The 20,993-nt window shown below is 45.0% G+C and carries 23 protein-coding genes and 3 tRNA genes; 9 read left to right on the top strand and 17 right to left on the bottom strand.

Annotated features, from left to right (window positions below):
* Position 1: 1 nt before the first annotated feature.
* Genes B3157_RS10160 through minC form a run of 16 tightly spaced genes read right to left on the bottom strand, consistent with a single transcriptional unit; the run spans position 2 to position 13,424 of the window.
* Positions 2-961 carry a CBS domain-containing protein gene (locus tag B3157_RS10160; protein WP_214060630.1) on the bottom strand — a complete coding sequence of 320 codons (960 nt, stop codon included), beginning with the start codon at positions 959-961 and terminating at the stop codon, positions 2-4.
* Positions 954-1,316 (bottom strand): hypothetical protein, encoded by a 363-nt coding sequence (locus B3157_RS10155; RefSeq protein WP_214060631.1) that lies wholly within the window; start codon positions 1,314-1,316, stop codon positions 954-956. The genes B3157_RS10160 and B3157_RS10155 overlap by 8 nt, the downstream gene beginning before the upstream one ends.
* Positions 1,313-2,005: an FAD-dependent thymidylate synthase gene (gene thyX / locus B3157_RS10150; protein WP_292590340.1), complete on the bottom strand. Its 693-nt coding sequence runs from the start codon at positions 2,003-2,005 to the stop codon at positions 1,313-1,315. The genes B3157_RS10155 and thyX overlap by 4 nt, the downstream gene beginning before the upstream one ends.
* Entirely contained in the window at positions 1,995-3,167 is a 1,173-nt protein-coding gene (locus B3157_RS10145) for a tetratricopeptide repeat protein (RefSeq protein WP_292590339.1), read from the bottom strand. Before B3157_RS10145 ends, thyX begins: the two co-directional genes overlap by 11 nt.
* Positions 3,164-3,955, bottom strand: a complete 792-nt coding sequence (locus B3157_RS10140; protein ID WP_214079205.1) for a type I phosphomannose isomerase catalytic subunit — start codon at positions 3,953-3,955, stop codon at positions 3,164-3,166. The genes B3157_RS10145 and B3157_RS10140 overlap by 4 nt, the downstream gene beginning before the upstream one ends.
* Positions 3,952-5,250 carry a methylenetetrahydrofolate--tRNA-(uracil(54)-C(5))-methyltransferase (FADH(2)-oxidizing) TrmFO gene (gene trmFO, locus B3157_RS10135; protein ID WP_292590338.1) on the bottom strand — a complete coding sequence of 433 codons (1,299 nt, stop codon included), beginning with the start codon at positions 5,248-5,250 and terminating at the stop codon, positions 3,952-3,954. Before trmFO ends, B3157_RS10140 begins: the two co-directional genes overlap by 4 nt.
* Positions 5,247-6,140, bottom strand: coding sequence for a DNA-3-methyladenine glycosylase family protein (locus B3157_RS10130; protein WP_292590337.1), 894 nt, complete (start codon positions 6,138-6,140; stop codon positions 5,247-5,249). The genes trmFO and B3157_RS10130 overlap by 4 nt, the downstream gene beginning before the upstream one ends.
* Complete coding sequence (locus tag B3157_RS10125; protein WP_214060892.1) at positions 6,137-6,442, bottom strand: hypothetical protein; 306 nt, start codon at positions 6,440-6,442, stop codon at positions 6,137-6,139. The genes B3157_RS10130 and B3157_RS10125 overlap by 4 nt, the downstream gene beginning before the upstream one ends.
* Entirely contained in the window at positions 6,442-7,221 is a 780-nt protein-coding gene (locus tag B3157_RS10120; RefSeq protein ID WP_292590336.1) for an epoxyqueuosine reductase QueH, read from the bottom strand. Before B3157_RS10120 ends, B3157_RS10125 begins: the two co-directional genes overlap by 1 nt.
* Positions 7,218-7,994, bottom strand: coding sequence for a ComEA family DNA-binding protein (locus tag B3157_RS10115; protein WP_292590335.1), 777 nt, complete (start codon positions 7,992-7,994; stop codon positions 7,218-7,220). Before B3157_RS10115 ends, B3157_RS10120 begins: the two co-directional genes overlap by 4 nt.
* On the bottom strand, positions 7,991-8,731 hold the full coding sequence (locus B3157_RS10110) for an SPOR domain-containing protein (RefSeq protein ID WP_214060889.1): 741 nt from the start codon (positions 8,729-8,731) through the stop codon (positions 7,991-7,993). Before B3157_RS10110 ends, B3157_RS10115 begins: the two co-directional genes overlap by 4 nt.
* Positions 8,728-9,717 (bottom strand): 3-dehydroquinate synthase, encoded by a 990-nt coding sequence (locus B3157_RS10105; RefSeq protein WP_292590334.1) that lies wholly within the window; start codon positions 9,715-9,717, stop codon positions 8,728-8,730. The genes B3157_RS10110 and B3157_RS10105 overlap by 4 nt, the downstream gene beginning before the upstream one ends.
* On the bottom strand, positions 9,714-10,724 hold the full coding sequence (locus B3157_RS10100) for a M42 family metallopeptidase (RefSeq protein WP_292590333.1): 1,011 nt from the start codon (positions 10,722-10,724) through the stop codon (positions 9,714-9,716). Before B3157_RS10100 ends, B3157_RS10105 begins: the two co-directional genes overlap by 4 nt.
* Entirely contained in the window at positions 10,721-11,761 is a 1,041-nt protein-coding gene (locus tag B3157_RS10095; RefSeq protein ID WP_292590332.1) for a M42 family metallopeptidase, read from the bottom strand. Before B3157_RS10095 ends, B3157_RS10100 begins: the two co-directional genes overlap by 4 nt.
* Positions 11,758-12,771 carry a M20/M25/M40 family metallo-hydrolase gene (locus B3157_RS10090; RefSeq protein ID WP_214079197.1) on the bottom strand — a complete coding sequence of 338 codons (1,014 nt, stop codon included), beginning with the start codon at positions 12,769-12,771 and terminating at the stop codon, positions 11,758-11,760. Before B3157_RS10090 ends, B3157_RS10095 begins: the two co-directional genes overlap by 4 nt.
* Positions 12,768-13,424 carry a septum site-determining protein MinC gene (gene minC, locus B3157_RS10085; protein WP_099828751.1) on the bottom strand — a complete coding sequence of 219 codons (657 nt, stop codon included), beginning with the start codon at positions 13,422-13,424 and terminating at the stop codon, positions 12,768-12,770. Before minC ends, B3157_RS10090 begins: the two co-directional genes overlap by 4 nt.
* A 149-nt stretch (positions 13,425-13,573) precedes the next feature.
* Between minC and B3157_RS10080 the strand changes: the two genes are divergently transcribed.
* The 9 genes from B3157_RS10080 (at position 13,574) to B3157_RS10040 (ending at position 19,873) form a co-directional block, all read left to right on the top strand.
* Positions 13,574-13,649 (top strand) — tRNA-Glu (locus B3157_RS10080).
* Between the two features lie 5 nt (positions 13,650-13,654).
* A tRNA-Val gene (locus tag B3157_RS10075) sits at positions 13,655-13,729 on the top strand.
* A gap of 7 nt (positions 13,730-13,736) precedes the next feature.
* Positions 13,737-13,812: transfer RNA gene (locus B3157_RS10070), tRNA-Phe, on the top strand.
* Positions 13,813-13,918: 106 nt separating this feature from the next.
* A complete protein-coding gene (locus B3157_RS10065) occupies positions 13,919-14,431 on the top strand; it encodes a 3H domain-containing protein (protein WP_214060682.1) in 513 nt (170 codons plus the stop codon).
* A gap of 12 nt (positions 14,432-14,443) precedes the next feature.
* The gene (locus B3157_RS10060; RefSeq protein ID WP_292590330.1) at positions 14,444-15,721 is read left to right on the top strand and encodes an MFS transporter; all 1,278 of its coding nucleotides are present in this window, start codon (positions 14,444-14,446) and stop codon (positions 15,719-15,721) included.
* 380 nt (positions 15,722-16,101) lie between these two features.
* Complete coding sequence (locus B3157_RS10055) at positions 16,102-16,317, top strand: DUF2089 family protein (RefSeq protein WP_243392211.1); 216 nt, start codon at positions 16,102-16,104, stop codon at positions 16,315-16,317.
* Positions 16,318-16,626: 309 nt separating this feature from the next.
* Entirely contained in the window at positions 16,627-17,544 is a 918-nt protein-coding gene (locus tag B3157_RS10050; RefSeq protein WP_292590329.1) for an alpha/beta fold hydrolase, read from the top strand.
* A 14-nt stretch (positions 17,545-17,558) separates the two neighbouring features.
* The gene (locus tag B3157_RS10045; RefSeq protein WP_349680389.1) at positions 17,559-18,530 is read left to right on the top strand and encodes a DUF523 and DUF1722 domain-containing protein; all 972 of its coding nucleotides are present in this window, start codon (positions 17,559-17,561) and stop codon (positions 18,528-18,530) included.
* Entirely contained in the window at positions 18,527-19,873 is a 1,347-nt protein-coding gene (locus B3157_RS10040) for a deoxyribodipyrimidine photo-lyase (protein ID WP_292590326.1), read from the top strand. Before B3157_RS10045 ends, B3157_RS10040 begins: the two co-directional genes overlap by 4 nt.
* On the opposite strand, the gene B3157_RS10035 is transcribed toward B3157_RS10040, so the two are convergent.
* Positions 19,848-20,666, bottom strand: coding sequence for a protease complex subunit PrcB family protein (locus B3157_RS10035; protein ID WP_292590325.1), 819 nt, complete (start codon positions 20,664-20,666; stop codon positions 19,848-19,850). The two genes, B3157_RS10040 and B3157_RS10035, sit on opposite strands and share 26 nt — an antisense overlap.
* Between the last annotated feature and the right edge of the window lie 327 nt (positions 20,667-20,993).

Genomic DNA, 20,993 nt, shown 5'->3' with positions numbered 1-20,993 from the left:
GTCATTTCCTCCCATTTCGATAGAAGTGCATTTCAACCACAACCCCTTTTCCCGCCTCAGATACTACAACCATTTTGTCTGAGTACCTTCTCATGTTCGGAAGGCCCATCCCCGCTCCAAAACCCAGCTCGCGAATGTGATCAGACGCCGTGGAGAATCCTTCCTTGATTGCCTGCTCCACGTTTTCAATACCTCTTCCATAGTCTTCAACTCTCACTCTTACCAGGGCCTCATCGTACCAGGCGAAGATATAACCTTCGCTACCGCTATGAATTACGACGTTCACTTCAGCTTCATAACAGGCGATTGATACTCTCCGTATCAGATTGTCGTCCTCTGTAAGCGTCTTCAGATAGCTCTTCAGTTTCGCAGATCCAACTCCGGCCATGTCAATTTCCGAATAATCAATATGGAATACGAAGTCAGCACTCTTTTTCTCAACGGCATCTCCCGAAATAAGAGACTTATCAAACCAGTCAACGCTTCTCTCCAGAACTTCCCTTCGTCGGGTATCGTGAACATAGATTAGCCTGAATTTATCAAGAATGGCTCCGATAATATCCTTCTTTGTAATTATTCCGATGAGCTTCCCTTCGGAATCAACAACCGGGAATCTCCCGTATCTATATCTGTTGAACTTTTCAATCAGTGCCTCAAGATTCATCTCTGGAGAGAGTGTAACTAAATCCCTTGTCATATGCTTTTCAATCGAATCAGTTATGTAGTTGCCCTCCAGAGCAACAATAATGTCCTCTATACTCACTATGCCTTCCAGCTGGTTATCGGCATCGGTAATGGGAACTCCTGATATCTTGCAGATCCTCATCAGTTCTTTCGCCTGCCACATCGTTCTATCTTTGGTAAGCGTGATAACGCTCTTCAACATTATGTCTTTTGCCGTTATATCTACAAATAACCCTCTTAACTTATCAAGGAGGTCGTCAACACTTCGTTCAGTCAAAGTTCTTCCCTTCTTCGAGTGAATCTCGAAGACCCTCTCTATAAAGAATTCCGCAAGCCCTGTACATCGACATTCTCGCGTGAATCAAAGGCATCTCAAGCTCTTGAGCCAGATGAATCGTGGTCTCAGGAACATTTCTTTTCCTTATTATCAACACTGCAGCGGCTCCAACCACTGAGGCAGTTCTAACACATTGAGGAGAGTTCAGGCCTGTTACCAGAATCATTCCAGGTCCTCCAAAAGCAAGCACATCACTCATCAGATCTGCAGCTCCTACCGACTCTATTTCAGGATCTTCAGTTACATTATTCAGTATCTCGCAATCAAGTAACCGGATGATATTGGCAAGTCTCATCCCCTAACCTCCTTATTCAGAAGATCACCTGTGTAGTTGTACCTGATGAAAGCATCATATACTACCGGACATTTAGCTTCGAAAATCTCTGCGATTGCACTAGCATACAGTTGGATTTCTGGCTGAGCATGAGAATCTGCTCTCTGATTTAGGAAATTCATAATCGACCTTCCATTGATAGTCCAGAACGCCTCTGTGTACATAGATGTGGGAAGTACAATTCTCGCCATCTCTTTTGCAACGCCCATTTCTATGAGCCTACTATAAGCGACAAAAGCGTTCTTATAGGCTTCTTCGATTATTGCAATCGCCTTTTGAGTGATTGCCTTATCTGCACATTCCACTGAACCCTGTTTGTTTTCGCCGTCTGGAGTCCTTATGGAATCGGGCAGATACCACTCATCAGAGAACTCAGTATATCTTCCACTTCGCTCATTTATTGACGCTATTCTGTGTCTCACGAGCTGTCTCATAACGAAAATCGGTAGCTTCAGGTGGAACTTGAATACTATGTGTTCAAAAGGGGAGTGGTGACCATGCTCCATCAAATAACGAATTAGGCGATCATCTCTATCTTTGCTAGTTAAGCCCTTACCATAACTTACTCTAGCTGCCTGAACCGCTGAGTAGTCATCTCCCATTCGGTCTACAAGCTCGACGAACCCTTTGTCAAGAACATCAATTCTCATCATTTCCTCCGTCTTCTTTCATCGCCTTTCTCTCTTGTGAACTCTTTCTCTTTCTACTAAAGTATTCTAACAGAAAGAGCCCCAGGACTACTACGGCAGTAAGCGGGACTACTGTAACAAGCGCCAGTTCAAAGATTACTCTTCGCCTTAACTCCTTCAGTGCAGAACTTACTGCATAATCATAATCTTCGAATCCACTCAGCTGAAGATAGAACCTAGCTAAATCATAGTAGTCTCGATCTTTCGTCTCATAATAGGCCATTCCAAGATTCCTAATAGCCCTTGAGTTGTTCGGCCAAAAACGTACTGCCTCCTGATAGCGCTCAATTGCTTCTTCAAAGTTACCATCTTCAAGGTAAATGTCTCCAATTACCATCGAAGCATTAGACGCAAATCTGGGAGGAATCTGATTTAGATCGAGGGAGTCTAAGATCTCCCAAGCTTGAGGTACTTCACCAAGTTGCAGATAGGACATCGCCACATAATAGCTTGAAAGTGGATCCTCTGTTTCCAGCCTCGAAAAGTCCTCTATAACCATCTCTGTAAGCCCTGAGACAAATTCGCTTTCGATGAGATCGTCTCCGAGCAGTCCCTGAAGGTTTTCAGAGAATACCGTTTCTCGGATTTCCATTAACCTTTCAATATCCATTGAGCCGATGCTGGAATACAACTCCAGCAAAGCTTTGTATGGGAAATACTGCCCGGGTCGAGCGTCAATCAACTCATTTGCCGTCTCCGCGATCTGCTTTGCCGATCTCGGGTCTCTTGTATCAACCCAATCATAGAAGAAGGCTCTCAGAGATACCGCCTTCAAGAGATGGTCCTCGCTTTCAGACGAATAGAGCATATTCAACGCGGAGACAGTTGAAACAGCGACTAACTGGTAGACCACCTCGATGGCTTCCTGAAGGTACGGAGGAAGTACCTCTCCTTGAAGCTCTGAATAGAGATTACTAAACCAAACCTTGTAGTTTGGTTGGATAGTCTCTCTGTACTTCAGACCCACGGCTAACGTAAGATAAGCCTTCGTTTCCAAATCTCTGCTGTCAAGTGATTGTATATCCATAAGGTAGTTCTTCGAAAGAAGCAAATCCGTTTTGTCAACAGAAAAGGCAAGAGCTGAAACGGTCAATATAAAGGCAAGAACCAAAATGTGCTTCACAAGTCCTCACTCCAAAATGGTCCCAAAGTGATAGCAAGAAATGGCATTTGGGATTCAACATTATCATTGATAACCACATATAGATTAGGTCTTTCCTCAATTGTGACACATATTCCAGTACCGGAGAATGTCACTGTCTTCTCTATCGAAAAGTATTTCCACTGAAAACTCTTCATGTTCTTACAGTATTCTGGATTAACAGACGGCTTAATTACTTTGATTGCCTTGTCAAGATGAAGATCCCGACCCCTGTTCCAGTCGAAGAGCCTGTACGTTGTGTCACTGTTCTGCTGAATCTCGATCAGCTTAGAACTCGGCCCTATTGCGTGTACGACACCTGCAGGCAAAGCCAGAAGATCTCCCTTATTAAGACTGATGTGATTCAGGTCTTTCTCTCTGATGTCGATTGTCTCGGTTTTTTTCTTTAAGCCTGCAAGCACCTGACCATTTGTTAAGAAATACCAGCATTCGCTCTTACCCCATGGTTCTCCTTCAATGCGACGGGCAAATTCATCATCAGGATGAACTTGGACTGAAAGCCATTCCTTTGCCGAGATATATTTAACCATCAAAGGAAACCTAGGCAAAGCTCGTCCACAAAGCTCTTCAGTAACATCTTCAGGATTCAGTCTTGAAGAGCTTGACTCAAGACTGGTCTTCATATTAGCTGTATCTGACAGAAGCCAAACTTCTCCTATCGGTTCTTCAGAATCTACTCCGTAGATGGTGTTCAAATCACTATCACCCCACGGTCTACTCGAAAAGACGGGTTTGCTTCTGTATATCACTTTCTCACCTCTTTCAGGAAATCCTCCATCTGCTCTTGCGCTCTTAATACCTTTCTTCTATTCTTCTCTCTCTTATCTCTCATCCTTATCTCCGGTAGAAGACCAAAATTCGCATATACTGGTCTTAAGGGACTCCTGCCAGATACTGTTACATGGTTGACCAGCCCTCCAAGCATTGTCTCCTTCGGAGGAATTAACGTTCTGCGACCGTCAACAAATCGATTGACATTGATTGCCACAAGCCTTCCGGAGACTATTGCCTCCACGTATCCTTCAAGACCGCAAATCTGTCCTGCAAAGAACAGCCCTTGGTAATCTTTGGACTGAAGATCGGGATTCAGAAGCTTGGGTGAATCGAGGAAGGTGTTCCTGTGCATTACTCCATATCTGGCAATGTCGGCGTTCCTTAGAGCTGGGATAAGTCCTAGGATTCTCTTCTGCTCGCTCCATTTCAGCCTCGTTTGAAACCCAACAAGACTTAAAAGTGAACCTGATAGATTTTCCTTTCTAAGCTGAACAACCGCAAAAGGTTCTTCTCCCGTTGCAGGATCGGTCAGTCCCACCGGCTTCATTGGACCAAATCTCAGAGCTTCTTTTCCGCTTCGCGCTATCTCTTCAACAGGCTGGCAGCGTTCGAAGAGAAATCGATCCGAGAAGTTTTCGATCTCCAAAACTTCTGCCGATACAATCTCCTTCCAGAAAACTTCGTACTCCTCAATCGTAAGAGGGCAGTTCACGTAGTCTCCGGTGTCGGAATATCTGTCAGCAACAAAGGCTCTCTCGAAGTTTACCGAATCCGAAGCGACTATTGGAGCTACAGCATCAAAGAAAAAGAGTGCGTTGCCAAACAGTTCACCTAGATAATTCTCAAGGCATTCAGAAGTTAGTGGGCCGGTACACACTATATTGACTGACCCGGAGATGTCTAGCTGGCACACCTCTTCTCTCCGAACACTGATAAGTGGGTGGTTCTCTATCCTCCTAGTGATCTCTCTTGCAAAGGTCTCTCTGTTTACTGCCAAAGCCTTTCCGGCAGGTACTCTATGACGGTGGGCGGCTTCCAGAAGTCGGGAGCCAATTAGCAAACCCTCTTCCTTCAACAGGCCCGATGCATTGTCCAGTGACTTAGATTTCAAAGAGTTGCTGCATACTAGTTCCGCAAAGTCTTCCGATTGATGAACATCGGTTTTCCTGGCAGGTCTCATCTCAAAAATCATTACCTCTTTTCCGAAATCCGCGAGGCTCAAAGCAACTTCAGAACCGGCCAGTCCTCCACCGATAACATTTATCCTCATTTCTTCTCTCTTCCTAGTTTGTGAGTTCTATAGTACCTGAATAGTGCTTCTTGATAGTACCCTCCATAAGGAAAGAAGGAATCCATTCCAAACTGCATTACCTTCTTTGTTGAACCGTCCAGCGCGAACAGATCTTTCATCACTCTGCTCACCCAGATATCTACCGGGAAGGCGCTCAGCTTACCGTAGGCAAAGAGCATTACACAGCTACCTACCTTGTAACCAATGCCGTCATGCTTCATCAATTCTTCGAGCAAGTCTTCGGCAGCCAGTGAAGAAAGCCGTGAGAAATACCCTTCTGTCTCTATGTCTGAAAAGAGTTTCATAAGCCACGGAACCCTGAAACCGATTTTGAGCTCGGTCAGAGCTTCTGCTGAGATTCCCTTGGCCTGCTCCAATGAAGGAAACGTGTAGTAACTCTCCTGACATAGATCGATCCTGTTTTCGGGAAAGAGTTCCGATAGTTTGTCGCTCATCCATCGAATCATAGGAATGCTGTTTCTAGTTGAGAGAATATACTCCACAACCATCTCAAAAGGATCTTGCCTAAGTATTCTCAATCCTTCGGCTTCCTTGAGAGCCTTTTCAGACACGATTCTAACCCTTTGATCAAAACACTTCAGTCTTTCCAGAATTATTGAGTGAATCTCCTCCAGATTATCTCCAAGTCCAAGGTAGTTCCCAATTTCCTCATAGATATCTTTTCCGAGCAAAGATTTGGAGGAAGATCTGACAATAATTCCATCTGAGTTCTCTTTCAGGAAGAGAACTGTATCTCGAACAACTCCCTTCCACCAGTCTCCTTCTTTTCGCCATCGAAAAGTCTGACCACAGTCAAGTGTCGAATCAAGATCAATTAGACCCGCAGGTTTCAAAGTGAATTCAATCACAGGTTCGCCTCATGGGACTCGATAACCGTTTTCAAAAGCCTATATGCGTTGTCTTCAAGGAACTCACCGAGCACTATGAGATAAGAACTCTTTCTAATTCCATCAAGATATAGAGCGGTAATCTGCGTCCCATTCACAACCGTTGAGCTTCTCGAACCCGTAGCTTTTGAAAGCGCTATTATGAGCTGAGGGATATCAAATTCCAAATCCCCATCATAAGGAATTCCTTTTTCGTCGACCAGGCGAAAGACCATGCCACACTCTTCCCCCAGTGATCTGATTCTTTTTGCCAGAGTATCCATTACTTCTTCTCCCTGATTATCCGGCAGTTGTAACTCCCGGTTTTCAACCATCTTTTGCCTTGTAGTGAAACATCTTCGACATCATCAAGAAGTGCACAAGGCTTAATGAGAGTTATCAGCTCTTTCAACACGGAGACCTCTTCAACGGGGATGCTGCTTCGAGAAATTACGGCACCTCTGAATCTCCAGAGATCGGCGAAGCATGAAAAGTCTCTCTCTAGCGCCTCTTTATCTCTCCTTTTCTTGATCTCTCTGGTCTGGACAATTTCGTTGAGACTAGATTTGCAGCCACAGTAATTCTGGACATAGACATTACCCAAAAACTGATTTAGCTTTCCCCTTTCTAGTCTTAGGTTTTCCGAAATGAACTCCAAATCAAACGATTCCGAAACTTTCTGCCCAATCTGACAGATCAGATAAATTGGCTTCTGGGGGCTTGCAAGAAGCGTGGTACTGAAGCTCTTGGCACCTAAGGATTTTGCAGCTTCCGCTGCCTTTCTCAGCCTTAATTCTATACATTTCGTACATCTCATGCCCCCTTCCGGCTCATCTTCAAAGGAATCATGAATAGCAGAGAAGTCCTCGGGGCTGTAGTCTGGTTCAGGACACTCAACTCCCATTTCTTGACAGACTCTTCGGAAAGCATGATATCTTTTGAAGAACTCTTCTTCAGGATAGATATTCGGATTATAGAAAAGCAGCATTGAATGCTTCAGTTCCTCTCTCCTCAAAACAGAACTAACTAGATCCGGTGCGCAGCAAACATGAAGCAGATTCAAAACTCAACCAGCTCCTTCAAACTGGCAATGGTCTTATCACCAATTCCACTTACCTTAGCCAGATCATCGCACGAACGAAATGGACCGAAATGAGCACGCGCCTCAACTATTCTCTGAGCAAGTACGGGCCCGATGCCTGGAAGCTTACAGAGGTCTTCCACATCTGCGTTATTAACATTCACCTTTCTCGAACCGGATTGTTCTTCAGCCCCGATAAGAGGAATAATGGCAGCAAGGATTTCAGGAAGTATGGAAGGTCCGATTCCAGGTACATTGAGAAGGTCTTCCTCAGTTATTATGGGTCCCTTGAGTTCCCTGTATTCGATTATAGCAGCTGCCTTAGCTTCACCGATTCCTGGAATTTTCTGAAGAGACTGAGAGGAAGCCGTGTTTATGTCGATTAAAACCACTCCTTCTGCGTTGGAATACAGCTGACCGGAAACGGTCACCATTTCTCTCAAGTTACTCAGGGTCTTTTCACCAATTCCCCTGACAAGAAGAAGATCGTCAATGGAAAAAAACGGACCGGACGTAGCTCTGTAATCGACTATTGCTCGAGCCTTGGCAGGGCCTATCCCCGGCAACAGCTCCAGCTCCTTCTCCGAGCAAGAGTTCAAATCAATAGGGAAGCTAACCGACTTCGGTTTATCAGAGTTTTCACCGATGGCCATTGTGTTGCTACCGCTATACCCTGAGAGGGCCACAAACCCCATGATCACTAGTATCACAATTGATCCGATTATCTGTAACTCCTTGACCGAAATCTTCCTCATCTCAACTGCCTCGGAAACCTGTCAGTGATATTCCAGCCCGTTATCCTCTGGAGTGCCTGAACGTCGACTGATGAAGAGTACTCTCTGGCCGCTGCCGCATCAGGGAAAACCCCTAAAACAGCTGCATAGAATGTTCTCCCGTCCGCGGTTATTGACTTATACACAAAGGCAGGGTAACCTGCACTCCTCAGATCCATTACTTGTGGTGCTATCCCATCTGAGACTGTGTGCGATACGAGTTGAATTCCATACGCCGTCTTTGAGTCATAAAGTCCGTCAAGTGGGTTCTTCCCCAGAAACATCACGCCAAAACTATCCCCCACCCTGGTGATAAAGTACTTCCCGAGACCTTTCTCCACGCACAACTTGAATGCTGTATCTTCTTCCACAACAACATAACCAAACTCGGAACCTTCTGCAAGAAAGTCGAAGGAGTTCAGTATTAGCCGCCTATAGTCGAATACCTCAAGAAAGAAGTTCTGAGTCTCTGGAATCGATATTGTCTCTCTGACAACCTGTGTTCCTGTGGGAAACTGTACGGGATTGTCCGGCTGTTCAGGCTGATCGATCCCCTGAGAAAGCACAGAACTTCTGATTTCCTCAATTATGAGTTCCGACTTTCTGTTTTCCTCCCGGAGAAAAATAGCATATCCTCCAAGCGTCATGACAACTGCCGACAATGCAAGAACGATAACGATAAGAGTCTTCAGAACATAATCATGCGATACTTCGCTCATACAAAATTCTCCAATCCCCTCCAGGTCTTTTCCCTGACAAATCTCTCAAATACAGAACACCCCACGAAGTAAGTCTTGTCGAGATTTCCGTCAGGAGTACTGATTCTTACACCACCTTTCTGTTCGACCAAGTCAACCAAGGACGACATATCAATTCTGGAAGACCATCTACTGTCCCACAGCAATTTCACCACTCTAAAAAAGTCTTCTGTCACACTGCTATCCCCTGTACCAAATTTCTCGGCCAGACGTAATTCCATCATGGCTCCAAATAGAAGTGAAGCATCATATCCAGCCTTAAGCCTAGAAGCAGTTTCAATAAGCCTTCCAATTTCCGTGCCTACAACGAATCGGCCAGTTTCAATTCCCTTAAGATAAGCTTTCACTGACGAGAAAACAATATCTTCCCATTGCTCAGCAGAGATATCTTTACCAGAGACCACAACGTTAAAAAGATACTTGAAAAGCCTATTATCAAACGAAAGGGCAACCAGCAAAGGAAAGATCAGAACACTCTTAGACGAGCAAGCATACTCTCTGTAACTGACCTCAAAATCAATGAAGACTTTGTCCGGGAGACAGTTGAAAGAGAGAAGGTCCTTCACAAACTCGAAATTCACCCTGAATCCTTTCAGCGCAGGCATCACCTGACTAACTGTCGTCGTAGGAAAGAGGAAGAGCTTCTCAATATCGGTATGACCTGATGACGCATAACCTACCAGATCGATGAGAGAACCTCCTCCAACGGCTGTTATTGCTTTTCTTCTCGAAGCCCTTATAACCTGATATATTTCGAACACTCTGTCAACTGACTTCACATGTTCTCCACCGGGCATCAAGTATTCGTCTTCCAGTCTTTCGCCAAAGACCTTTCTAAAACCAGAGTCTACTATTTTCAGGGACTCTGGAAGTCTTCCAGCAAAAGCCTTCCCAAAAATCAACTGACACCTTTCAGCTGATTCACTGGTAAATGTGATTCTTCTCATTCCACTCCTTCTTCAGCAAGTGCCTTTAACAGACGAACCGCATTAATAACATCATCATAATCAACCATCTCGTGAGGCGAGTGCACGTATCTGCAAGGAACCGAGACCGTTCCTGAGGCTATTCCTCTTCCGGTCGTCTGGTAACCTCTAGCGTCAGTGCCTCCAAAAATCAAGACCTCATACTGAGTGGGAATCTCCTTTTTCTCAGCAATCTCCTTCAATCTAGATACTACTCTCGAAGAGCTTATGCTTCCGCGATCCTTTATCTTTATCGTAGGTCCTTCTCCAAGTTTGAATCCCATTCTCTTCAAAGATTTCGGGGTGTCGGGTCCTGCGGTAACATCTACTGCAACAGCCATATCTGGCATAATATCAAATGCAGCGACACTTGCACCCACTAGTCCAACTTCTTCCTGAACGGCGAAGACAAAGTAAACATCGTCTTTGGGATCCTTTAGCTCTTTCAAGACCTGTATCATAATAGCACAGGCGATCCTGTCGTCCATAGATTTCGAGATGAGTCTCTTTCCAAGATCGATGAACTCTGAATCATATGTTCCAAAAGTCCCGATCGGTGCCTTCCTCTCTGCATCACTCTTATCTATTGCTCCGATGTCAACGAAAATGTGGTCGAAATCAAGATTCTTGATGGTCTCCCCGAGCTCTTTGATCGTCTCCCCTTCTAGGTCAACGACACCTGATGCTCCTGTCTCAAAAATCAATCTCGAACCCAAAAGCATATATGGAGACAGCCCACCTATCGAATCAATCCTGAGAAAACCATTTGAGTCGATATGTGTGACCACGACACCGATTTCGTCCATGTGACCGTCAAATAGCAGCTTCTTACCACTCTTTCCTTTCTTCAGAGCAACAAGATTGCCTAACGGATCTATCTTCATGCTATCAACGTATGGTTTGATCTCTTCGGCGATCGCTTCCCTTATAGCATCCTCCCTACCACTGGGAGAACTAATCGTAACCAGTTTCTCAATCAGCTTTTTCATCTAGACAGCACCTTCCCTTCCTTAACTAGTAAACTGGCAAGTTTTACCACTCCGAGAAAATCATTGACGTTTATTACAGAAGTTGGAGAATGTATGTATCTCGAAGGAGTCGAGATAACACCTGACGGTATACCCGAAATTACTCTTGCAAGCCTAGCTGCATCAGTACCCCCAGCTATCCTGCTCTTGTACTGGAATTTTATTGAGTTTTTCTTAGCAGTATCCACGATTGTGTCGAGTATCCTCTTATCTAGCACCAATCCACTGTGGGCAAATGTTAAGACGGGGCCTTTTCCAAGACTTGTGGCCCACCTGTAATCAGGAAGCTCCGGGTTGTCTCCAGCCGTAGTGTTCTCGAACACAAGAGCTGCGTCCGGCTTTATCTGTTTCGCCGCGACCCCGCTTCCCCTCAGACCAACCTCTTCTTGGACCACCCAGGCGAAATAGACATCAAAATCCAGACGGTATCCTTCAAGGCTCTCAAGAATCCTTATTAGTACTTCGCACCCCGTCCTGTCGTCAAATGATTTCGCAATCGCATAGTCGCCAATCTCTTCGTACTGAGTATCGAAGAATACTGGGTCGCCAATGCGATGGTTCTTCTGAGCCTCTTCCTTCTTTGAATAACCCAAATAGATTCTCAGTTTGCCCATACTTGGTGTTTTAAGCAAAGCGGTTGGATCCTGAGTGTGTATGGCTTCAAACCCTATCACTCCAGGAGCAAAATCCTTTCCCACCAAAACCTTTTTACCCATCAATACTCTTGGATCGACTCCTCCTACACTGGTGAAGGAGAGTGTGCCGTCTTCATTGATCTTCCTCACCATAAGACCAACCTCATCGGTATGAGCAAGAAGCATAAGCTTCTTAGAACTCTTCCCCGTCCCCTTTTTCACCGCGATTAGGTTTCCAACTGTATCGGTCCAGATCGAATCGACTCTTGGCTCGACAATGCTCCTGATGAAGGAAGAGACTTTTTCCTCAAAACCTGATATTCCCGGGAGTTCGCAAAGGTCTTTCAGGCGTTCTAGCTTCATTGCTCCTCAGCCCCCTTCAGAGATATGAAAAATCCTGCAAGTAATCTGGCCGTTCCTGCAACATCACTAACTTGAACTACTTCGACTGGAGTGTGCATGAACATTTCAGGGAGAGAAAGCAGAAGCGTTGGAACTCCGGTACCGGCTATTTGGACATTGTCTGCATCAGTTCCCGTTCTACCTGAGCTGAAGTCATATTGAACTTTGATTTCATTGTCTTTCGCATGTTTATCGAGTAACTCAAAGTACTTCTTGTGGATATTCGGGCCTCCAACAGTTAAGGCCGGACCCTTTCCAAGTTCGACATCGTTCTCTTTGTCATGGTGAGTAACGTCCATGGCAACACCAAGATCGATTTCCAAAGCTTCAGCGGCGCCCTTTGCTCCTATTGCCCCGACTTCTTCTCTTGTTGTGAACACGAAATAGACGGTAGGAGTTGTACTGTATTTCGAGAGCTCTCTTGCAGTCTCTATGCTAATCGCTGCACACGCTCTGTCGTCAAGAGCTTTCCCAGCAACCTTGCCGTTCATCTCAAACGCCAAAATGTCTACTACTGCAAGATCGCCAACACCTATCTTCTCATAATCCGGATTAATCGAAGCATCAATGAAGAGCTCATCGAAAGAAGGGACTTCTCCTCTTGTCTCCCTTTTCTGAAGGTGGGGAGCCAACATTCCAATTACTCCTGATCTTTCCTTTCCATCTCTGCTCCTGATCTTAACCTTCTGAGAAATCAATACCTTAGGATCGACGCCTCCTAGCTCTTCAAACCTTGCAAACCCTCTTTCATCGACTCTCGAAATCACAAGCGATACCTCGTCAACATGAGTGAATACGCCTATTCTCTTCCCACTTCCTTTCTTAACTGCAATCAGATTTCCAATCTCGTCTGTATAGGTCTCATCCACAAACGGACCTATCGCTTCCCTAATTACCGAATGGACTTCATCTTCGTATCCCACAGGTCCAAAGGCATTGGAGAGATTAATCAATAACCTGGCTAAACTCAATTCGCCTCCCCCTTTACTTCAAACTTAACATTGTCCGCCTCTTCAACTACTATCCTACCCGTCCTTACGTGTGCCACGGCAGGCTTATCAAAACGATCGTATTCCTGAGTTATGAAATTCCCAATTTGGATCAGTGAAGGCTGCAAATCGATCGCTGCGATTATCCCGATTTCACCCTGAGAGTAACCGGCTCTAACAACCCCTCTTGCACTTCCAAATATTACAACGCTACCACCGGCGATTACCTCTGCACCGGGATGAACATTGCCAACCACCACAACATCATAATTGTGAACGACTATCTGTCCTGATCTGAGATTACGCCTAATGATCTGAGCTCCTCGAACTTCAGTAATCTTCTCTCTAACAAGATCATACTTCTGACCGACTTTCACATCCTTTTGCTCCATACTACCCACGAGTATGTCCTTAACGTGGACACCAAGATCACTCAACAGCGAGACGATCTTAACGATGTCATCCGGTTTGCTTGTATCTTGAGTAAGCATGAGCGAGATCTCATCTCCTTCACGAAAGAAATCCTTCGCGTCAGCAAACTTCTTCATGATGTCTTGCCTCAATTCATCGACGGTTCTGTAAGAGTCAATGAGAAGAATCAGCCCTTTTTTTGTCATTCTGAAGTCAATCGGCATCACGATCACCCCTTTCTTCAAGATTCTATCATGAAAAAACCCTACCCAAGGCGGATTATGAACCCAAAGTAGTGGGCGAAAGCCACGAAAGAAAAGCATCGACCTCTTGACCGGGGACGGTTTATAGTGTAATATAAATTCGTGCTTCGGCCCTCATCGTCTAGTGGCCTAGGACACTGGCCTTTCACGCCGGCGACCGGGGTTCAAATCCCCGTGAGGGCGCCAGAGGTGGAAGCGTAGCTCAGAGGAAGAGCGTCTGCCTTACAAGCAGAAGGCCACAGGTTCGATCCCTGTCGCTTCCACCAGATTGATGGCGAGGTAGCTCAGCAGGTAGAGCAGCGGACTGAAAATCCGTGTGTCGACGGTTCGATTCCGTCCCTTGCCACCAGAGTTTTTCGTGGATTCTTAATTCACGACATGTCCTTACGGACATATTTTTTTAGACTGAATTACTGTAAAGTAGCTGCTATAATTAGCTTTATGCTGGGGGTGAGGTGGTGGAGAGATCTTCGCGATACAAACACATCTTAGAGACTCTTGAAGCTTCGACCGTTCCGGTAAAGGGACAGACTCTGGCAGCTGAAACAGGCGTTAGTAGACAGATGATCGTAAAGGATGTTGACGAGCTAAGGGAAAGAGGCTATAGAATCGTCTCTACTCCGAGAGGATATGTTCTTGACGGAAGAAAGAGTTTAAGAATGGTTGTCTCCGTAAAACACGAGGAAAAGGATATCTACGATGAACTTTCAGCAATAATAAGAGCTGGAGGACGCGTAATCGATGTCAGCGTGATTCACGCAGTCTATGGTGAGCTCAAAGGTCAGCTTAATCTATCAAGCATAGATCATCTAAACAGGTTTGTATCTGCTCTGAAAGCATCAGATGCACTTCCTCTTCTTAGTCTTTCAAAAGACGGAGTCCACCTTCACACTATTGAGGCGGACTCTGAAGAGGTACTGGAGAGTATCAGAAACATGCTGGAGGAGAAGGGCTTTTTTGCCAAGTAGAGGGGTGAGCGAATGAACATAGACGAAGTCATTCAGAAATATATCACTTCCGGTAGAAGAAGACGAATGCTTCTCTTGACATCAATGGAGTGGATGCTTGTGGCCGGAGGGGTGATGATTACCTCCCTGACTCTTCCTTCTATTGTTGACGATCTCGCAGGAACTGTTGGAAGCCAGAACATGATGGCGAGTTCCGTGTTTGCAGGTATGCTTCTTGGAGCACTATTCTCCGGTGCAATTTCAGATAGATTCGGAAGAAAGTGGACTAATCTTGTTCTTTTGTTGATCGCCGGATTTGCAACAGGACTCACCGGCGCTTCTAACTCAATGAGAGTGTTCTCCCTGGGAAGATTTTTCTCAGGATTTGGTTATGGCGGACTGTTACCTGTTGTAAACGCCTACCTTACCGAATTCTCGTCCATCAGAATCAGGGGCCTTTATCTTGCTCTCCTGGAATCTAGCTGGGCAATTGGAAGTATCTTGATAGGCGGATTCACAATGTTAACGCTGGAATCCCTTGGATGGCAGTGGTCATACTACTTGCTTGCCTTCTTCAGTATTCCCCTTATATTCGTATCCTTTCTTCTTCCTGAAAGTCCAAAATATGAATTCATGAAGAAGGGAAAATCAGCTCTGGAAAAGATTCTTTCGACGAGTATAGATGAGGAAGTTGAGATGCACCAACGCTCAAAGCAGCCTATTCTGGGGCTTTTTAGAAGCGGTCTTGCGAGAAGGACAATCATGATATGGATAAGCTGGTTCTCGGTTAGCTTTGTGTACTACGGAATCTATACTTGGGCTCCAAAGATTTTCATGTCGAAAGGGCTCACCCCAGTCTCATCTCTCTGGTACACCTTTTTCATGCTTATCATGCAACTTCCAGGATATCTTGCCGCAGCGCTTCTTATAGAGAGGTTCGGTAGAAGGCCATCTCTCACATTCTTTTTTGCGGGAATGGCAGTATCGTCTATTGTGATGGCTTTTGTAAGCAGCTCTTCGCTTCTTCTTTTCGCCAGCGTTCTGATTTCTCTATTCGTTCTTGGAGCTTGGGGCATGGTATACGCTTATACCCCTGAATTATACCCAACCGAGATGCGTGGCCTTGGAAACGGTACTTCAGGAGCTGTGGCAAGGTCAGCAGGAATTATCGCCCCCTATTTCACCAGCACTTTAATGGGAGCCACCGGTAGCGTATTTGTTGTAATGATTTTTATGGCTGCTCTCAGTACATTTGCAGCTATAGTTGTCTTCAGAATGGGTGTCGAAACAAGACAGGTGATAATTGAATAGTTTGAATCTCCGCATTCATTTACATCAAGGATTGTCTTGCAGAAGCGTGTCTCCGTTGCAGAAAACACCTAAAGTCCTCTTTCCAGGCGAATTTCAGGAATTGTTTCAATATTGGTCATTTCTCTGTCATGCGCACACTCCATCAAATCGAATCGTTGGGATATATCTAGAATTCAGAAGAAATAAGATTTTGCTTATGCAATATTTACACTTATTAGTTATTGTCATATATTTATCAATTATTAGATAATATTATTGAACTTTATTGAATTGATGACTCTCCAAAGATTGACTTCTTCCCGGGTTTACCGATATTTTCTCTTGCAGTACGCATATTGCCGATCGGATGGAGAACTCTGGATGAAGAAGCGGCTTGCTAAGTGTCCCAGCTGCGGCGGATATCTACAATTACCGAGTATACCTTTAAGAACTGCGAGATTAAGATTATCGGGACCTTTGTGCAAGACGAGCTGCTTTACCTGCCCGAAGAACTCCTTGACTTCCTGAAAGTGTTCATTAAGAATAGAGGAAATCTCTCTGAACTCCAGAAGGAGCTAAGTATTTCCTATCCCACTGCAAGAAGCAAACTGGAGTAACTGGTCACAAGTCTCGGATATGAGCTTGCAAATCGCCAAATTCAGGAAGCTTCGAAGATCATCAGGAAATTGGAAGAAGGAAATCTCAGTGCCAAGGAAGGTGTGGAGCTTCTAGGCAAGAAGAAGAAAAGGCAATAGCTTCTCTTAATCGTTCTCGAATGGTGGCTTCTTCCAAAAGAAAGAAGCACTGCTCTTCGAAAAGAAGAATTGCTTTCCTAGATACTCGGTATTCGTAACCATCCAACGATCTGCAAAGAAAAAATGGTATATTATTGTTGCTTGAATACTTCCCGTGAAGGGGTGTATCTGATGAAATTGATTAAAGCGCTCTTTTTGATTCTGCTAATAGGTGCTGCTCTCCTCGTTATCAACAGTATCTTCAGCGTTACCATAGCCAGGATTTATTTCGGAAGAATAGAGAGAGACGGAAGGTATTTGAAGGTAGAACAAGAGGAGGTCTTCTTCAAGGTTATTGGAGATGGCGACCCAGTTCTAATGATACATAGTTTTGCTGGATCACATTTTGATTTTCTAGAGCTTGCTAAACTGCTTTCATCGAATAGAAGAGTCTACTTGTTGGACTTACCCGGTTTTGGGCTGTCCACTGCCTCTAACAAAGGTGACTATTCAAGAAAGGGTTATGCTGAGCTTGTGGTTGATTTAATGAGCCTATTGAACATTGAGAAAGCTGATTTGATTGGCCATTCATTTGGAGGAGAGGTCTCTTTGAACATCGCCTACTATTTTCCCGAAAGGGTCAACCGCCTTGTTCTCATTGACTCTTCCATTCACGGGGATAGAGATATTCTCCCCGGTTTCTTTGCGCGAAGCAAGATAATGACGCGGATCGCTATGAGGTTCTATTTCCAAACTTTTCCGGTTCAAAGATTACTTTACACTAAAGGATTGGGAGACAAATCCTTATTCAGTTCTGAGACTTTCGGCAGATATTTCTCGCTCGTGGACCACATGTCCTCTTCTTTTATTTATGAATTCATAAACAGTGATGACACAGCTTCTGTATCGGATAAACTTGGCGAAATCGAATGCAGCACGCTGATCCTTTGGGGAGAAAATGATATTGTTCTCCCAGTTGAGGAGCATGGAGAGCCACTGGCTAAAAAGATTCCCAATAGCATTCTGAAAGTAGTAGAGGGAAGCGGACACGCTCCATTTCTTGAATCACCTGAAAGGATAGCAAAAGAAATCATCGATTTTCTGGAATAAACGAGGAGGGCGATGTGTTGAGACTAGCCAAACCGGAAGTGGTCGTGAGCAGGTGCCTGGGCTTCGAAAGCTGCAGATACAACGCTCAGATGATCCCGAACAAATTCGTGGAGAAGCTGGAGAAGTTCGTCAATTACAGGACCGTATGTCCGGAATACGACATCGGGCTCGGAGTTCCTAGGGCGCCCATCCGCATGGTTTTCAGATCTAACGAAACAAGACTAGTGCAACCCTTAACGGGAGTTGACGTTACTGAACGCCTCTTGGAGTTTACGGAGAGTTTTTTTGCTGGACTGGAAAGGGTAGATGGCTTCATTCTTAAGTCGGCCTCACCTACGTGTGGCATAAAGGATGTTAAGGTCTATCCAGGAGAAGGGAAAGTAGCCTCTTCAGGAAGGGATTCTGGTTTTTTTGGAGGCACTGTACTAGAAAGATACTGTGGGCTTCCTATAGAAGACGAGGGAAGACTTTCTAATTTCACAATAAGAGAGCATTTCTTAACTATTCTATTCACCGTCACGCGCTTCAGAGACCTCTCCATAAATCTCACCAGAAAAGGTCTGGTTGATTTTCAGTCGGATAACAAGCTGCTCTTCATGTCCTACAACCAGAACGAAATGAGAATCATGGGAAGAATAATCGGAAAGATGGATTCAAGAGGTATTGAAGAAGTATACAGCGATTATTCATCCCACTTCTACAAGATGATGTCCACCCCCCCAAAACATACTTCACACATAAACGTCTTGATGCATGGGCTTGGTTACTTCTCTAATTACATCTCTTCTTCTGAGAAGAGGTTTTTTCTAGAGACGCTTGAAAGATATCGAGACGGAAAAATCCCGCTAAGTGTTCCTCTCTACATATTGCGTTCTTACATTGTTGCATTTGACAGTGAGTATCTTGCTCGTCAAACATTTTTCCAACCCTACCCTGCTGAATTGATTGAGATAACGGACTCCGGGAAGGGAAGGTCCGGAAAATGAAGAGTGATAGGATTCATAACCTGAGTAAGAGACGAGATATCAAAGGTAGATTCATTATGTACTGGATGCAGGCCTCTCAAAGAACCGAAGAAAACCCCGCACTCGAGATCGCAAAGCAAGAAGCCAAGAGAAATAGCCTTCCTCTTATAGTCCTTTTCGTCTTCAACACCGATTACCCCTCTGCAAATCTCAGGAACTTTTCCTTTATGATTGACGGGCTCAAGGCCGTTAAATCAAAGCTCAAAGAAATGGGTATCAGATTCACTGTTCTAGAGGGTAATCCAACAGAAATCGTCCCCCGGGCCTCAAGGAACTGTGCTTTGATCGTCACAGACGTTGGATACCTCAGGCATCAGATCGCATGGAGAAGGGAAATTGCGAAAGCATCCTCGTGCCCGGTAATCGCGGTCGAAGCCAACGTAGTTGTTCCTGTCAAAGCAGCCAGTAATAAGGAGGAATACAGCGCAGCTACGTTTAGGCCAAGAGTGTTGAGTCGCCTTCAAGATTTCATAACTGACTTCGAATCCGTCGTGTTCGAACCCGGAGACCCTGTAACCGATTTTGAGACCACATTTGATCTTGACAATCCGGACCTTTCAAATATCGACCACACGGCATGCGTGGTCAGCAACTTTCCTGGCGGACAGGAAGAAGCAAATAGACAACTTGAGATATTTCTAGAAACCAAAATAGATAGGTTCGAGAAAGAGAGAAATGACCCCAATTGTGACTGTCTATCAGAGATGAGTCCATTTCTTCACTTCGGACAAATCTCCCCTTGTCTGATCGCCAGGAGGGTTATGGAGTCTGGTTCATCGGGAATAGAAGCTTATCTTGAAGAGCTTATTGTTAGAAGAGAACTGAGCATGAATTTCGTGTTCTATAACTCCAGGTACGATTCCTTCGAAGCACTCCCCCCGTGGGCTCAGAAGACACTCAATGAACATAGAAGTGATAGGCGAGAATACGTATACTCACTTTCTGAACTGGAGGACGGGATGACTCACGATCCTTACTGGAACGCAGCACAGAGAGAAATGGTCGCGAAGGGCAAAATGCACGGTTATATGCGTATGTATTGGGGAAAGAAGATCCTCGAATGGAGTCCTGATCCTGAAACTGCAATCAGCTCGGCGATCTATCTTAACGACAAGTACGAACTAGACGGTAGAGATCCGAATGGTTATAGCGGCATTCTCTGGTGCTTCGGAAAACACGACAGAGCTTGGGCGGAGCGTTCAGTATTCGGAAAAGCCAGATATATGAACTCAAACGGCCTAAAAAGGAAGTTTGATGCCGATGCCTATGTACAAAAGATCAGTTCTTTGACGAGTAAAGAGTGAAACACGAGCTGTATTCATAGATATCAATCACCTCGCCATCCTTGAGCACTTCCATTCGAACTGAGACATCGTAATTGCCGGAATGAAGCCCCAGAATTCTTATCGCTTTATGAGGATAAGTGAAGGCCTGTGTAACGAAATCTCCGCTTCCCGGAGTCTGCAGTTTCGCAGCTACTTCAATGCTTCTATCTTCGTGAAGATAAACGCCGTCTATCACGATGTTGTAGCCGCCCGTAGGCCTTTCTCCCCCCTTGACTAACAATACAGGTTCTTCAAGGACTGCAGAGACCTGAGTAAAAAGACCTTCATTAACCTCCCCCAGAAGAATGCTCACATCGCTATCCCACTCAACTTCAACCGAGACGTCCTCAAACCCAAGTTCTATAGCATCATCCCCCCTATTTTTATCATAATCAACTTCGAGTCCCATTACCACGAGTGTATAACCTCTTTGAAACGAGAGAATGAAGGGATTCATTGTGTAGTATATACCCTCTCTCATCAATGAAATCTTTTTTTCATAACTCTCCCCATTTCCTCTAAGTTGAATGAATACTTCTCGCTCCGAATTCTCGCTTCCTGGATCGAACAACCAGCCGGACAAGACAATTGCGACTTCTTCTGAATTGCTTTTCGAGAGAACTGTGAAGTTCACATTGCTTGTTCTACTTCCTACACTCTCCGTAAGAACAAACGGCTCAAGTTCTGCAAGCTCAATATAGCCAACGTTAAAAGCAAATAGATAGGATAGAAGAGAGAAAACAACAACGAAAACCCAGAATGTCTTCTTCATTCAGTCACCTCCCTGGTAATAAGACTACATAAACTGACAGTTTGTTTGTACGAACAAATTGGTGAGTAGCCCAGGGGGATTTCACCCCCAATCATCCGGGGACGTAAGGCTGGCTTCGCCGGGAGGGAGAACCTTTCTAGGGGCAGGACGTTAGGTTGCATGAACTAACTCAATTGGTCATCCTGACGTGCTCTTGGTCAGGATCTGGTGGGAAGAGCCTGAGGTCAGAGGCAAGAGGTCGGAAGAGCGAAGAGATCTTGATCTTCTTACCTCTAGCCTCATTCCCCTTACCTCTGATCCCCCCCTACTTACTAAGTTTCTTACTGC

This window comes from Mesotoga sp. UBA5557 (assembly GCF_002425715.1).
Lineage (GTDB): Bacteria > Thermotogota > Thermotogae > Petrotogales > Kosmotogaceae > Mesotoga.
The sequence above is the reverse complement of the archived record's forward strand: the minus strand, read 5'-3'. Positions and strand labels throughout refer to the sequence as shown.

What these genes read in the sequence shown, in the direction of transcription:
- B3157_RS10155 (WP_214060631.1), bottom strand. Translation starts at nt 1,316, where the DNA reads ATGAGACTTGCCAATATCATCCGGTTACTTGATTGCGAGATACTGAAT.
- thyX (WP_292590340.1), bottom strand. Translation starts at nt 2,005, where the DNA reads ATGAGAATTGATGTTCTTGACAAAGGGTTCGTCGAGCTTGTAGACCGA.
- trmFO (WP_292590338.1), bottom strand. Translation starts at nt 5,250, where the DNA reads ATGAGGATAAATGTTATCGGTGGAGGACTGGCCGGTTCTGAAGTTGCT.
- B3157_RS10125 (WP_214060892.1), bottom strand. Translation starts at nt 6,442, where the DNA reads ATGGATACTCTGGCAAAAAGAATCAGATCACTGGGGGAAGAGTGTGGC.
- B3157_RS10115 (WP_292590335.1), bottom strand. Translation starts at nt 7,994, where the DNA reads ATGAGGAAGATTTCGGTCAAGGAGTTACAGATAATCGGATCAATTGTG.
- B3157_RS10110 (WP_214060889.1), bottom strand. Translation starts at nt 8,731, where the DNA reads ATGAGCGAAGTATCGCATGATTATGTTCTGAAGACTCTTATCGTTATC.
- B3157_RS10105 (WP_292590334.1), bottom strand. Translation starts at nt 9,717, where the DNA reads ATGAGAAGAATCACATTTACCAGTGAATCAGCTGAAAGGTGTCAGTTG.
- B3157_RS10100 (WP_292590333.1), bottom strand. Translation starts at nt 10,724, where the DNA reads ATGAAAAAGCTGATTGAGAAACTGGTTACGATTAGTTCTCCCAGTGGT.
- B3157_RS10095 (WP_292590332.1), bottom strand. Translation starts at nt 11,761, where the DNA reads ATGAAGCTAGAACGCCTGAAAGACCTTTGCGAACTCCCGGGAATATCA.
- minC (WP_099828751.1), bottom strand. Translation starts at nt 13,424, where the DNA reads ATGCCGATTGACTTCAGAATGACAAAAAAAGGGCTGATTCTTCTCATT.
- B3157_RS10060 (WP_292590330.1), top strand. Translation starts at nt 14,444, where the DNA reads ATGAACATAGACGAAGTCATTCAGAAATATATCACTTCCGGTAGAAGA.
- B3157_RS10050 (WP_292590329.1), top strand. Translation starts at nt 16,627, where the DNA reads ATGAAATTGATTAAAGCGCTCTTTTTGATTCTGCTAATAGGTGCTGCT.
- B3157_RS10040 (WP_292590326.1), top strand. Translation starts at nt 18,527, where the DNA reads ATGAAGAGTGATAGGATTCATAACCTGAGTAAGAGACGAGATATCAAA.
- B3157_RS10035 (WP_292590325.1), bottom strand. Translation starts at nt 20,666, where the DNA reads ATGAAGAAGACATTCTGGGTTTTCGTTGTTGTTTTCTCTCTTCTATCC.